12 protein-coding genes are annotated in these 13,840 nt (G+C 64.2%); 6 read left to right on the forward strand and 6 right to left on the reverse strand.

The genetic code is table 11. The annotated features are described in order from the left end of the window. Positions 1 to 4 precede the first annotated feature (4 nt). On the reverse strand, positions 5 to 571 hold the full coding sequence (locus CGZ66_RS06665) for an NADPH-dependent FMN reductase (protein ID WP_095082764.1): 567 nt from the start codon (positions 569 to 571) through the stop codon (positions 5 to 7). 902 nt (positions 572 to 1,473) lie between these two features. On the opposite strand from CGZ66_RS06665, the gene CGZ66_RS06675 reads away from it, so the two are divergent. Continuing rightward, positions 1,474 to 1,974: an MmcB family DNA repair protein gene (locus CGZ66_RS06675; protein ID WP_095084296.1), complete on the forward strand. Its 501-nt coding sequence runs from the start codon at positions 1,474 to 1,476 to the stop codon at positions 1,972 to 1,974. A 31-nt stretch (positions 1,975 to 2,005) separates the two neighbouring features. Here the strand turns inward: CGZ66_RS06675 and nhaA are convergent, their stop codons facing one another. The 5 genes from nhaA to CGZ66_RS06705 form a co-directional block, all read right to left on the reverse strand. Further along, positions 2,006 to 3,202 carry a Na+/H+ antiporter NhaA gene (gene nhaA / locus CGZ66_RS06680; RefSeq protein ID WP_095082765.1) on the reverse strand — a complete coding sequence of 399 codons (1,197 nt, stop codon included), beginning with the start codon at positions 3,200 to 3,202 and terminating at the stop codon, positions 2,006 to 2,008. Between the two features lie 314 nt (positions 3,203 to 3,516). After that, entirely contained in the window at positions 3,517 to 4,080 is a 564-nt protein-coding gene (locus tag CGZ66_RS06690) for an ActR/PrrA/RegA family redox response regulator transcription factor (RefSeq protein ID WP_095082767.1), read from the reverse strand. An 85-nt stretch (positions 4,081 to 4,165) separates the two neighbouring features. After that, a complete protein-coding gene (locus CGZ66_RS06695; protein WP_167392020.1) occupies positions 4,166 to 5,491 on the reverse strand; it encodes an ActS/PrrB/RegB family redox-sensitive histidine kinase in 1,326 nt (441 codons plus the stop codon). 282 nt (positions 5,492 to 5,773) lie between these two features. Next, positions 5,774 to 8,350: an ATP-dependent helicase HrpB gene (gene hrpB / locus CGZ66_RS06700; protein ID WP_095082771.1), complete on the reverse strand. Its 2,577-nt coding sequence runs from the start codon at positions 8,348 to 8,350 to the stop codon at positions 5,774 to 5,776. Positions 8,351 to 8,397: 47 nt separating this feature from the next. After that, on the reverse strand, positions 8,398 to 9,288 hold the full coding sequence (locus tag CGZ66_RS06705) for a DMT family transporter (RefSeq protein ID WP_095082773.1): 891 nt from the start codon (positions 9,286 to 9,288) through the stop codon (positions 8,398 to 8,400). Between the two features lie 28 nt (positions 9,289 to 9,316). Between CGZ66_RS06705 and CGZ66_RS06710 the strand changes: the two genes are divergently transcribed. From CGZ66_RS06710 to CGZ66_RS06730, 5 genes are all read left to right on the forward strand, one after another. After that, positions 9,317 to 10,006 carry a PIG-L deacetylase family protein gene (locus CGZ66_RS06710; protein WP_095082775.1) on the forward strand — a complete coding sequence of 230 codons (690 nt, stop codon included), beginning with the start codon at positions 9,317 to 9,319 and terminating at the stop codon, positions 10,004 to 10,006. Positions 10,007 to 10,282: 276 nt separating this feature from the next. Then, positions 10,283 to 11,614 (forward strand): ABC transporter substrate-binding protein, encoded by a 1,332-nt coding sequence (locus tag CGZ66_RS06715; RefSeq protein ID WP_095082778.1) that lies wholly within the window; start codon positions 10,283 to 10,285, stop codon positions 11,612 to 11,614. 128 nt (positions 11,615 to 11,742) lie between these two features. Beyond that, entirely contained in the window at positions 11,743 to 12,690 is a 948-nt protein-coding gene (locus tag CGZ66_RS06720) for a carbohydrate ABC transporter permease (RefSeq protein WP_095084297.1), read from the forward strand. Next, a complete protein-coding gene (locus CGZ66_RS06725) occupies positions 12,687 to 13,637 on the forward strand; it encodes a carbohydrate ABC transporter permease (protein ID WP_095082780.1) in 951 nt (316 codons plus the stop codon). Before CGZ66_RS06720 ends, CGZ66_RS06725 begins: the two co-directional genes overlap by 4 nt. Beyond that, a complete protein-coding gene (locus tag CGZ66_RS06730) occupies positions 13,634 to 13,840 on the forward strand; it encodes a hypothetical protein (protein ID WP_095082782.1) in 207 nt (68 codons plus the stop codon). Before CGZ66_RS06725 ends, CGZ66_RS06730 begins: the two co-directional genes overlap by 4 nt.

A 13,840-nucleotide genomic window follows, 5' to 3' on the forward strand; every position in this document is an offset into this window, starting at 1 on the left:
TGACCTATGTGGCCAGGGCGGTATAGACCCGAGTGATGAAGCCGTGGAATTGCAGCATGTAGTCGCGCAGGAACTCCTCGGTCCCGGCGTCGGTGACCTCGCCTTCATCGGTGATCAGGCCGGGTTTGAACTGGATGTAAGCCTCGATCGAGTTCATCTGCGGGGAGTTGCAGAAGCCAAGAACGCCGCGAAGGCTTTGCTGCGCCAGCGCGGTGCCGATCGAACCCGGCGAGGTGCCGATGACCGCCGACGGTTTTCGGGTGAACGAGTTGTGGCCGTAGGGTCGGCTCGCCCAGTCGATCGCGTTCTTCAGCCCACCTGGGATTGAGCGGTTGTATTCCGGCGTGACGAACAACACGGCTTCGATCCCGGCGAGTGCTTCCTTGAATGCCTTTGCCGGCGGAGGGAAATCAGCGTCGTAGTCGTAGCTGTACAGCGGCAGATCCTTGAACGGGATTTCGGCCATCGAGAGTTCGGCTGGCGCCAAGTTCACGAGCGCCTTGGCCAGCTTCCGGTTGATTGAGCCCTTGGCGAGGCTGCCAATGAGATAACCGACTTTGTACGCGGTCATAAGAATGCCTCCTCGGGAGAAAGCCAGTATGCGGCTGGCAGCGCAGTCCTGAAGGGTACACCCCAAGGCCGATCAATGCACGCGTATCGTGGGTAGCGGCTGCCCTACGGCTGGGCAGGGCGTGTCTGGGACTTCAGTCTTAGTTGAGATATCGCTAATGTGCCTATAGCTTGGGCAGTGCGGGGGACGATCCCAAAAGCCTGATCCCGCAGTGGCCGGTGCGGCCTACCCCCAACACCAAGCACCCCGACCGTACCGGCCACTCCCATAGGGCCGGGCGAATTGGCTAGGCCGCCATTCATCGTAGCGCCTCTACCAACCAAGCACCTGAAGACCTTCTATCGACCTTTCTCGATTGAACTCGTGCCCTTGGGCACGAAGAAACACCGCCATCTGTATCTCTGGTAGGCCTCGAACTTCATATGGGGAATGATCGTTCGATAGAACGTCATTAAATGCTCACAGAGATGGTAGCGGTCATCGGGGGAGGCTTGGGCACGCTCTCTAGGGATAAACCACTCCGGCTCTTGTGGCTCATTCATGTATGCGGGGCGAGGCGACCTGACGTAATAGCCGTCTTTCGTCTCCCTGACCTCGCGGAGGGTCTATCCGGTGGCAATCTTTGTTGCCGCAGCAATCAGATTGCATAACCGGGTCTTTTTTGCCGGTGTACCAATCATGGGCGTCCGCGTCGCCAGATAAGACCAGCCACGCCAGCGCGATCCAACCTCGTGGCTGTCGCATGACATCCCCCTCGCATTTCGGGATAAGAATATATTAGCGATGACTAATTGTCAGCCTAGGGCCTCATGCCATCGGGTCGAAGCACCGGGTTTGTCAAATATATAATCGCCCTCATAAAACAGGTTCAAACCGTGAACAAAATCTGGCATGGTGCCGCCATGCCAATCATCTCGCCGATTCTGCAAAACCCGCTTATCGACGGTCGCCAGTCCGAGCGCGCCATGCTGGTGCGGCGCGGCGTGCAGCGGTTGTTGATGGAGATGGGCGCGCATGTGCTGCCCGAACTGTCGCTGGCCACCGGCCGCCGTGCCGACCTCGTCGCGCTGACGCGGCAGGGCGACATCTGGATCATCGAGATCAAGTCCTCGGTCGAGGATTTCCGGGTCGACCGCAAATGGCCCGACTACCGGCTGCACTCCGACCGCTTCTTCTTCGCCACTCATCCCGGCGTGCCCTCGGAGATCTTTCCTGAGGAGTGCGGCTTCATCCTCTCCGACGGCTACGGCGCCGAAATCCTGCGCGATGCGCCGGAGCACCGCATGGCGGCGGCAACGCGCAAGGCGCTGATGCTGCGGATCGCCCGAGCCGGCGCCTCGCGGCTGCTGGCGGCCGAGCTTGCCGGTGTGTCGGTGCCTGCGCTGGAGGGGGAGAGCGAGTAGTTCGCAGAACCCGGCAACTGCGGGGCCAGCCCTACTCTTCGCTCTCTTCCACCCCACTCGCAGCTGGCGCCATCAACAACACGGCGGCGCCGAGGAGGGCGGCGATGAGGGAGCCGGCGAGGATGCCGACCTTGACCGCGTCCTGGAGTGCCGCGTCGCTGGCGAAGGCGAGCAGGCCGATGAACAGGCTCATGGTGAAGCCGATGCCACACAGCAGCGAGATGCCGATCAAATGCACCCAGCCGGCATGGGCCGGCAGGTCGGCAAGGCCGAAGCGGATGGCAAGTGCCGAGGAGCCGAAGACGCCGACCAGCTTGCCGACGACAAGGCCGGCGGCGACGCCGAGCGTCAACGGCTCGACAAGGGCGCCAAAGCTCAGGCCGGCGAGCGAAACGCCGGCATTGGCAAAGCCGAAGATCGGGATGACGACAAAGGGCACGATCCTGTGCAGGCCGTGCTCGAGCCGGTGCAGCGGCGAATGGTCGAGATCATGGCGGATCCCGGCGGAGCGTTCGAGCGGAATGGTCAATGCCAGCGCCACGCCCGCAAGCGTGGCATGGACGCCCGATTTCAGCACCAGCACCCACAGGATTGCACCGAGCACGAGATAGGGCAGCAGCGTCATCACCCGCATGCGGTTGAGCACGACGAGCACGGCAATGACGGCGAAGGCGGCACCAAGATAAGCGAGCGACAGCCCGCTGGTGTAGAAGATGGCGATGATGATGACGGCGCCGAGATCATCGATGATGGCAAGCGCGGTGAGGAACACTTTCAGCGAAACCGGCACACGGCTGCCAAGCAGCGACAGCACGCCGAGCGCGAAGGCGATGTCGGTGGCGGTCGGGATCGCCCAGCCGGACAGGGCCGCCGCATTGTTGCGGTTGATCGCGACGTAGACGAGTGCTGGAACCACCATGCCGCCGGCTGCGGCGATGCCGGGCAGGACGCGGCGTGGCCAGGTCGAGAGCTGGCCGTCCAGCACCTCGCGCTTGATCTCCAGCCCGACAAGCAGGAAGAACACCGCCATCAGCCCGTCATTGACCCAGTGCGAGACGCTGAGCGGGCCGAGATAGGCGTGGAGAGCGGAGAAATAGGTTTCGGAGAGCGGCGAGTTGGCAACGACCAGGGCCAGTGCGGCCGCCGCCATCAGGACGATACCGCCGGCCGCCTCGCTATCGAGAAATTCGCGGAAGACGGAAACCGGCCGCTGCTTCAAGTCCTGCATGTCGCCTCCGTCGTGCCGCCTATTGGCCGGCGTCATTTTCCGAGCGCTGGCGCCGCCCCTCACCTGCCTGCCGGCATCCTCTCCCCGTATAGTGACGGGGAGAGGGACGCTGTCATCAATGGTTTCGCCAATTTATCAGCGTTGCAAGAAAGGCACCGGCTTTGCGGCCGGCCCCTTTCTCCCCGTCACTATACGGGGAGAAATGCCCGGAAGGGCAATGAGGGGCGGGGCTTACTTCGACAATTGGCGGTCTCGGCCACGAGTTGGAAACCGTCATTGATCCGAAGCCATTTGCCCCGCGTATTGCGGCAATCTTAACGCGGCGCGCGCTTGGCCAGGATCCGCTGCAAGGTGCGGCGATGCATGTTGAGCCGGCGCGCGGTCTCGGAGACGTTGCGCTCGCACATCTCATAGACGCGCTGGATATGCTCCCAGCGGACGCGATCGGCCGACATCGGGTTTTCCGGAGGCGCTGCCCGCTCGCCGGCCGTGCGGGTGAGCGCGGCGAAGATGTCGTCGGCATCGGCCGGCTTGGAGAGATAATCGACGGCGCCGAGCTTCACCGCGGTCACGGCGGTGGCGATGTTCCCGTAGCCGGTCAGGATGATGGTGCGGGAATCGTCGCGTTTCTCACGGATGGCGGCAACCACGTCGAGACCGTTGCCGTCGCCGAGCCGCATGTCGACTACGGCATAGGCGGGCGGGTTGGCGCGCGCCTTGCCGACCGCCTCCTCGACGCTCTCGGCCGTCTCGACCACGAAGCCCCTGGTTTCCATGGCGCGGGCCAGGCGCGTGAGGAACGGCTTGTCGTCATCGACGATGAGCAGCGAGGTGTCCTCGCCTTCCACCATTGCGCCAATGTTTTCGTCGCCTGTCATGGTCTCAAAATTCCTGCTGCCTTAATTCCACGCAGATATAGTTCCTGAGCCTGATTGTCCAATTTTTCGAACCCTTGCAAGGCTCTCAGGCGGTGTCGAACATGCTGGCCGAGGTGATTTCCGGATTGAGGAACACGCCACGCGGCCACGATATCTGTACCACGGCGCCCTCGCCCAGGCCGCTCGAATTGCGGAAATCAAGCGTTGCACCGGAGCGTTCGAGCAGCGTCTTGGCGATGAACAGGCCCAGCCCCAGGCCACCGCCGGCTTCCGTGCCCTGGCGCGTCGACATATAGGGCTCGCCTATACGGTCGATGATCTCGGCCGGAAAGCCCGGCCCGTCATCGATGATCGAGAAGGCCACAGTGGTGTCGTCCCAGCTCCAGCTCACGGTGACGCTCTTGCGGGCGAAATCGACGGCATTCTCGACCAGATTGCCAAGGCCGTAGATGACGCCTGGATTGCGGCGCCCGACCGGTTCGGGGCCGATGCGCTCGCCAGGCCGAAGCTTGATCGAGATACCGAAGTCGCGGTGCGGGGCGGTGACCTCCTCGACCAGCGAGGTCAAAGGCAACCGGGAAAGATGCGCCTCGCCCTCGGACGACAGGCTGGTCAGGCGCTTTAGGATCTCGCGGCAGCGCTCGCTCTGCGAGCGCAGCAGCCTGACGTCTTCGCCGTATTTCGGATCGTTGCCGAGCGCCTTTTCCATCTCCTTGACGACAAGCGTGATGGTGGCGAGCGGGGTGCCAAGCTCGTGCGCGGCGGCCGCCGCCAGCCCGTCGAGCGCCGACAGGTGCTGCTCGCGCTGCAGCACCAGTTCGGTGGCGGCAAGCGCATTGGCCAGAAGCCGCGCCTCGGCGGCCACCCGAAACGCGTATATGGCGGTGAAGGCGATCGAGGACAGCACCGCCATCCAAATGCCGGCGACGTAGATGAAGGGCATCTCCAACGGCGCGCCTTCATGCCAGGGCAGCGGTAGATGGACGAAGACCAGCAAGGTCGCCGCCGTCATCACCAGTCCGCCCAGAATGGCGGTCAGGCGCAGGGGCAGCGATGTCGCCGAAATGACGACGGGCACGGTCATCAGCAGCGAGAACGGGTTGGTGAGGCCACCTGTCATGTAAAGCAGGCCGGCAAGCTGCAGGCTGTCGAAGATGAGGATGCCAAAGGCCGCGAGCGGGGTCAGCCGGTGCGCCGCCGGAAAGCGAAAGGCGAGAAACAGGTTCATCCACGCCGAACAGGCGATCAGGGCGAAGCAGAGGCTGACCGGCAGCGGAAACTTCAGGCCATAGGCTACGACGAGCACCGTCACGCTCTGACCGACGATGGCAAGCCAGCGCAACCTGATCAGCGTGTTGAGGCGCAGTCTCTGGCTCTGCTGGAAATCGGGCGAACGCAAAACATTGATCATGGTGATGGATTACAGCCGCGGGACGGTGAACGCTAGTAGCGCTGCATCAGGGCATTCGCGGGTTGGAGGCCTGTTGAACGCCGAGATTTCATGGTTCGTTTTCAGTGGACCGTCATAAGCATTCGGGATTGGCCGAAGCTTCTCAACGTCGTCATCCACGGGCGGAGCGGGAGCGTAGCGACGCAGCGCAGACCCGAGGATGACGAGGCGATGGGGCGTTTTCGCCAATCTCCAATATACGCCGCCCCCAGGCGAAGGCGGCCCATCAAAACTGCGCCAAGGCTAGGTCCCGCGCGGCTTGGCGCGGGCCGTAGCGGCGGCGAGCAGCGGATTTTCCGGCCAGACATGCTTGGGATAGCGGCCGCGCATGTCGGCGCGCACATCGGCCCAGGAGCCGCGCCAGAAGCCGGGCAGGTCGCGCGTCGTCTGGATCGGCCGGTGCGCCGGCGACAAGAGCTCGAGCGTCAGCGGCACGGTGCCGCCGGCGATGGAAGGATGGCGGTCGAGGCCGAACAGCTCCTGCACGCGCACCGCCAGCACCGGCCATTCACCGTCATAGCGGATCGGTACATGGCTGCCGGACGGGGCGTCGAAATGGGTTGGAGCCAGCGCTTCGATCCTGCGCTGCAAGTCATGCGGCACGAGAGTGGCCAGCCCGGCCGCGACGACGCCCGGATCGATGGCGGCAAAGGAGGCCGCGCCGGACAGAAACGGCAGCAGCCAGTCGTCGAGGCGCTCGATGAGGGGGGCATCCGACATATCAGGCCACGGCGCTCCGAGGCCGCGATGCAGCCAGGAGAGCCGCTGGCGCAGCGTCTGCGCTTCCTTGCCCCAGGTCAGCAGCGACAGCCCATGCTCGCGCAATGCGTCGAGGATGGCGCGATCGGCAGCAGCGCCGGTTGGCGGCGGCAGCATACGCTCGGAAAGGGTGATGGCGCCAAGGCGCACGGTCTCGCGCACACGCACGGCGCGCTTGTCGCGGTCGAAGCTCGTTTGCCTGCGCGTTTCGATCCTGTCGGCAAGGGCTGCGCGGACATCGTCCTCGCCAATTGCCGCCGCCGCCGTGATGCGCGCGTTCTGCGCCTTGCCCTGCAGGTCGGCGACGACCAGAAACGGCTCGCCGGCCAGCGGGTCGGCAGCGTCGAGCATGGCGCCGGAACCGTTGGCCAGCACGAAACGGCCGCGCTCGCCGCGCGCCTTGGCGACGCGGTCGGGCCAGGCGTGGATCAGAAGCGTGCCGGCCCCACCCTCCCCCTTGTGGGGAGGGTCGGCGAGCGCGCCTTGCGCAGCAAGGCGCGGGAGACGGGGTGGGGGTCCCACGCTGGGACCACCCCCACCCCGCTCCGCTTCGCGGATCGACCCTCCCCACAAGGGGGAGGGTGAAGAGGCCTGCCTCGCTAACCTCTCCGCAAGCTGGCGCGCCGCCGTTGCACGCGGTGATCGCTCGGAGCGAAAGCGCATCAGCCGTCGCTCCAGATCGGCGCCGTCGCCGCCAAGTCCGCGTTCCGTCAGCAGCACGGCAAGCATGGCCGCCCCGTCGGCATGGCCGCTCCTGGCGGCCTCGGCGACCATATGCGCGAGCCGAACCGGCAGAGCGAGCTTGCGCATCGCCATGCCCGCTTCCGTCAGGCGCCCGGCCTCGTCGACGGCATCCAGCGCGCGCAGCAGCAGCCTTGCCTCGTTGAGCGCAGGCGCGGGCGGTGGATCGAGAAAGGCCAGGCTCGCCGGATCGGCGACGCCGAAGGCGGCGCAGTCGAGCAACAGCCCGGACAGGTCCGCCTCGAGGATTTCCGGTGGCGTGAAGGCGGGCAATGCCGCCGTCTGCTCGGCCCGCCACAGCCGCATGGCGACGCCCGGCTGCGTGCGCCCGGCACGGCCGGCGCGCTGGTCGGCGGACGCCTTGCTGACACGCACGGTCTCCAGCCGGGTGAGGCCGCTGGCCGGCTCGTAGCGTGGCAGCCGCGACAGGCCGGAATCGATGACGACGCGCACGCCGTCGATGGTGACGGAGGTTTCGGCGATAGAGGTGGCCAGCACCACCTTGCGGCGGCCGGCAGGCGCCGGCTTGATCGCCGCGTCCTGCGCCTTGCCGTCGAGCATGCCGTAGAGCGGCACGATATCGGTGTCGGCGCCAACCTTGCCGGCCAGCCGCTCGGCGGTGCGCTCGATCTCGCGTTGGCCGGGCAGGAAGGCGAGCACGCTGCCGCTCTCGTCGGCAAGCGCGGAGCGGATCGCCTTGGCCATGGCGTCCTCGATGGTGGTGCCGGCCGGACGCTCGTCGTAGCGGATGTCGACGGGGAAGGCGCGGCCCTCGCTCTCGATCACCGGCGCGCCCGACAGCAGTTTAGCAACACGGGCGCCGTCGAGTGTCGCCGACATCACCAGAACCCGCAGATCCGGCCGCAGCGCGCCTTGCACATCGAGCGCCAGCGCCAGACCGAAATCGCCATCGAGCGAACGCTCGTGGAATTCGTCGAAGATCACCGCCGAGACGCCGGGCAGTTCGGGGCCATCGAGGATCATGCGCGCCAGCACGCCTTCGGTGACGACCAGTATCCTGGTCTTGGCCGAGGTGCGGTTCTCCATGCGCATGGCGTAGCCGACGGTGGCGCCGGGCTCCTCGCCGAGCAATTCGGCCATGCGGCGGGCGGCGGCGCGGGCGGCGAGCCGGCGCGGTTCGAGCAGAACGATCTTGCCGGCCCCCAGCCAGGGCGCACCAAGCAGCGCCAGCGGCACCAGCGTCGTCTTGCCGGCGCCGGGCGGCGCCACCAGCACGGCGCTGTTGCGTTCGGCCAGCGCTTCACTCAGCGCCGGCAGCACGGCGGATACGGGAAGCTCCGGCAAGGGTTTTGTCGTCATCGCGTCCGCATATCAGCGGTCGCGGTCGCCGTGCAACCGGGACAGGTTCAAAGCCGGGTGCGCGAAAACGGGTTCCAGCGCACCGTGCCGAGCCGCGCTTCCTCGCGCACCATGGTCAGCAGGCCGGACCCGCCGACGACCGCGAGGCCGACCAGCGACAGCCAGTCGGGATATTCCTGGAAGAACAGCGCGCCGAGGATGACCGCCCAGACGATCTGCGAATAATGCGTCGGCGCGATCCGGTTGGCGGGCGCATATTTGACCGCCAGCAGCTGCAGCAACTGGCCGCAAGCGGTGAAGGCACCCGCCATCACCAGCCACACCAGCTGCTTGCCGTCCGGAACGGTGAACGAGGTGGCGGCGGCCCCAACGCCGTTGAACAACAGGCCGTAGCCGATCAGCACACCCAGCATGGTCGTGCGCTTTTCCTGCTGTGCCAGCGAGCGCATCAGGATGACGCTGGCGGCGGCGAGGAAGGCAACGCCGAAGGCGGCAAGGTGGCCGGGATTGAGCTCGCGAAACCCCGGCCGCACCACCAGCATGACACCGGCAAAACCGGCGACCACCGCCAGCCATCGCCATGGACCGACCTTCTCCTTGAGGACGACGGTGGAGAGGATGGTGACGCAGAGCGGCGCCAGAAAGACCAGGGCATAGACTTCCGCCAGCGGAATGGTGGTGAAAGCGTAGACGCTGAGCACGCCGGACGCGATGCCCGCCCAGGCGCGCGCCTGCACCGCCCAGGGCCGCCTGGTGCGCCAGAAGTCACGCCATCGCTCGCCCGCCGGCCGTGTGAAGAAGAGAAAGAAGCCGGCAAACAGCGTCGTGAAAAATCCGATCTCGAAGACCGTGAACTGTCCGCCGAGGCTTTTGACAACGGCATCGCTACCCGAATAGCTTGCATAGGCGATCAGGGCGAGCAGGATTCCGTTCGTCACGTTTTTTCATTTCCGGGGAGAGAGTGGCTTGAAGATATTGGCGCTCGGTGCGCATCCGGACGACATCGAGATCTTCATGTTCGGTACGATGGCCGCCTATGCCGCGCAAGGCGCAGAACTCACTTTTGCCATAGCCACCGATGGGGCCAAGGGCGGCATGGGCGATCCCGGCGCGCTTGCCCGGGCGCGGCGCAAGGAGGCGAGCCAAGCGGCAAGCCTGCTTGGTGCCACGCCACGCTTTCTCGACTTCCCGGATGGCGCGCTGGTGGCCGATGCGGCGCTGATCGCGGCGCTGAAGGCCCTGGTCGGCGAGGTCGGCCCGGACCTGGCGATCACCCATGCGCCGAACGACTATCACGGCGACCACCGCGCGCTGTCGGACGGCGTGCGCATCGCGGCTTCGTTCGCGGTGCCGGTGCTGCATGCCGACACCCTCGGCGGCACCGGTTTTTCGCCGACGCACTATGTCGATATTTCCGTGCATGCCGACATCAAGGCCAAGGCGATCCGCATGCATCAGTCGCAGGATCCGGAGCGCTTCGTCGACGGCGCGCGAACGCAAAACCTTTTTCGTTCAGGCCAGTGCAACGGCGCGCTGGGTTCATTGGCCGAGGCCTTCCGCTTCGAACCTGTGTTTCCGTTCGCCGACATCCGCGCGCTGCTGCCGCCGGCACCGGCGATCCGGCCGGTCATGGTGAGCACCAAACGGGTCGACTGAGAGCCGAGACGACCTTCCGGTCCGGCCAGACTCGGCCTGCGCGGCTTCCACAATCGGACCCGCGATCCATGCTTTTCCCAACGTTTTCAGACATCGCCGCGAGCATGCTGCGGCGCAGCAACGAATTCGCTTGCGTTGTTTAGTAAAAATTGCATCACTAAACAAATTACTAAACATCTGTAGCGCTGCCGCGCCGCCATGTTTGGGCCCCTGAGGAGAGGGGTTTGGAGTTCTTGAAACCGTCATCCGGACGCGTTTCGCAAATGGGAGGAAGGCATGAAATCGAGCTTGAAACTGGCGTTGGGACTGACCTCGGCGATTACAGCGTCGACAGCCGTCTCGAATGTCGCGCACGCTGAAGACCTGACGCTGTGCTGGGCCGCCTGGGACCCGGCGAACGCACTTGTCGAACTGTCCAAGGATTTTACCAAGGAAACCGGCATCGGCATGAAATTCGAATTCGTGCCGTGGACCAACTATGCCGACCGTTTCCTCAACGAGCTGAACTCGCACGGCAAGCTGTGCGACCTGATCATCGGCGACAGCCAGTGGATCGGCGGCGCCGCCGAGAACGGCCACTACGTCAAGCTGAACGACTTCTTCGACAAGGAGAAGATCAGCATGGACGACTTCGTGCCGGCAACCGTCGTCGGCTATTCGGAATGGCCGAAGAACACGCCGAACTACTGGGCGCTGCCGGCCATGGGCGACGTCGTCGGCTGGACCTATCGCAAGGACTGGTTCTCCAAGCCGGAGCTGCAGAAGGAATTCAAGGAGAAGTACGGCTGGGATCTCGGCCCGCCGACCACCTTCGACCAGCTGAAGCAGATCGCCGAGTTCTTCCAGAAGCGGCAGATCGACGGCAAGACCGTCTATGGCGCCTCGATCTATACCGAGCGCGGCTCGGAAGGCATCACCATGGGCGCCATGGACGTGCTCTACAGCTATGGCTTCCAGTACGAGAATCCGAAGAAGCCCTACGAAATGGAAGGCTTCGTCAATTCCGACAAGTCGGTGAAGGGGCTGGAGTTCTACAAGGCGCTCTATGATTGCTGCACCCCTCCGGGCGCCTCGAACAGCTACATGGGCGAAGGCGTCGATGCCTTCAAATCCGGCCAGGTGGCGATGCACATGAACTTCGCCTTCACGTGGCCGGGCCTGCAGAAGGACGAGAATGTCGGTGGCGACAAGATTGGTTACTTCGTCAACCCCAAGGGACCTGACGGCGACCAGTTCGCCCAGCTCGGCGGCCAGGGCATCTCCGTGGTGTCCTATTCCGACAAGCAGGAATCGGCACTGAAGTACATCAAGTGGTTCGCCAACAAGGATGTGCAGGCCAAATGGTGGTCGCTCGGCGGCTATTCCTGCCTCAACGCGGTGGTCAAGGACCCGAAGTTCCCGGCCAGCCAGCCCTATGCGCAGACCTTCCTCGACTCGATGGCGATCGTGAAGGACTTCTGGGCCGAGCCCAGCTATGCGCCTCTGCTGCAGGCATCGCAGAAGCGCTTCCATGACTATGTCGTCGCCGGCCAGGGTTCGGCCAAGGATGCCCTCGACGGCCTGGTCAAGGACTGGACGCAGGTCTTCCAGGACGATGGCAAGATGTAAACTGGGGCAAAAATGTAACCGGCTCCTCCCGAGCTAGGCCCGAGCGTCCCGTGCCGCCCTTGGCACGGGACGCAGTTCAGATAAATTCCATGACAGAGACGATCCAAGTGACCGAAGCAGGACTGACCATGCTCAATCGGACTGCGGAGAACGTTGCCCGGGCGACCCCGGAGCCGTTGGCCCGCAAGGTCCGGGGCATCAGCGACAAGGGCCTCGCCTGGCTGTTCATCTCGCCGACGATCCTGTTGCTGCTCGCCATCAACATCTTCCCGCTGTTCTGGGCGATCTATCTGTCGTTCACCAACTACCGCGCCAACCGGCCAAACGAGGTGGTGAAGAACCTCGGCTTCGCCAACTACCAGCGCATCCTCGGCGACAAGGACATCTGGATCGCCATGCAGACGACGGCGCATTTCGTGTTCTGGACCATCCTGCTGCAGACGCTGATCGGCTTCACGCTAGCCTGGCTGATCGACAGGAAGTTCCGTGGCCACGCGTTCTGGACGACGCTCATCCTGGTTCCGATGATGCTGTCGCCGGCGGTGGTCGGCAATTTCTGGCGCTTCCTCTACGAGCCGCAGATCGGCCTGTTCGCCTATGCCATTTCCTTCGTCACCGGCATCCCGCCAACAAATATCCAGATGCTTTCCAACGTGTCGCTGGCGCCATGGTCGATCATCATCGTCGACACCTGGATGTGGACGCCTTACGTGATGCTGATCTGCCTCGCCGGACTGCGCTCGATCCCCGAATACATCTATGAGGCGGCCGAGGTCGACCGCGCCTCCAACTGGCGGCAGTTCTGGTCGATCACGTTGCCGATGGCGCTGCCCTTCATCATGCTGGCGGTGCTGTTTCGCGGCATCGAGAACTTCAAGATGTTCGACATGGTCAATCTGCTCACCGGCGGCGGGCCGGGCTCGACCACCGAGGTCGCCTCGATCACGCTCAAGCGTCAGGCCTTCGAGAGCTGGCGCACAGGCTATTCCTCGGCCTTCGCCATCATCCTGTTCGTCGCGGTGTTCGGGCTTGCCAACATCTACGTCAAGGCGCTCAACAAGGTGAAGCAGAGATGAGCCTGACCACTGCCCACTCGGTCGTCGCACCTTCGGCAAATTCGAAGCGCATCGCCGGCGCGATCATCATCGCCTACGCGCTGATCTCGATCGTGCCGCTGCTGTGGATCTTCGCCACCAGCTTCAAGACGCCGCCGGACTCGATTGCCTATCCGCCGAAACTGCTGTTCCAGCCGAGCCTCGAGGGCTACTGCAACCTGTTCACGACGCGGACCCGGCAGACGCCGGAATACATCAACTCGCTGGGACCGGCGACCGGCTTTTGCGACGAGACCACGCGCAAGCGCAACATGGTGATCGCCGGTCCGTCCAACTTCCTGCCGCGCTTCGTCAATTCGCTAATTATCGCCTTTGGCTCGACCTTCTGCGCCGTCTTCCTTGGCACGCTGTCGGCCTATGGTTTCTCACGCTTCAAGGTGCCGCTCGCCGACGACCTCCTGTTCTTCATCCTGTCGACGCGCATGATGCCGCCAATCGCCGTCGCGATTCCCATCTACCTGATGTACCGCGAACTTGGCCTGTCCGACACCGCGCTCGGCATGATCCTGCTCTATACAGCGGTCAATGTTTCACTGGCCGTGTGGCTCTTGAAAGGCTTCATCGACGAGATCCCGCGCGAATATGAGGAAGCCGCGATGATCGACGGCTATACACGGCTGCAGGCCTTCTGGCGCACCGTGCTGCCGCAAGCGACCACCGGCATTGCCGCGACCGCCATCTTCTGCCTGATCTTCGCCTGGAACGAATATGCCTTCGCTGCCCTTTTGACCTCGGGCACGGCGCAGACCGCGCCGCCCTTCATCCCGACCATCATCGGTGAAGGCGGCCAGGACTGGCCGGCGGTGGCGGCCGGCACGACGATCTTCCTGGTGCCGATCCTCGTCTTCACCATCCTGCTTCGCAAGCAATTGCTGCGCGGCATCACCTTCGGCGCGGTGCGCAAATGAGCATGACCAGCCCTCAGAAACACAAATCGCGCTGGCCGGTCTGGGCCAGGCGCGGGCTGATGGAAAACATCGCCACGGTGCTGATCGCCCTCGGCTTCCTGATGCTGTTCCAGCCCTTCGCGCTGTCGCTCTACACCTATTCCTTCATCACCATGCTCGCCGGCACCGTGATGTTCATCATCGTCTCGAAGTTCCCGGAATAG

It is taken from the genome of Mesorhizobium sophorae (genome assembly GCF_002270415.1).
In the GTDB taxonomy this organism is placed as follows: Bacteria; Pseudomonadota; Alphaproteobacteria; order Rhizobiales; family Rhizobiaceae; genus Mesorhizobium; species Mesorhizobium sophorae.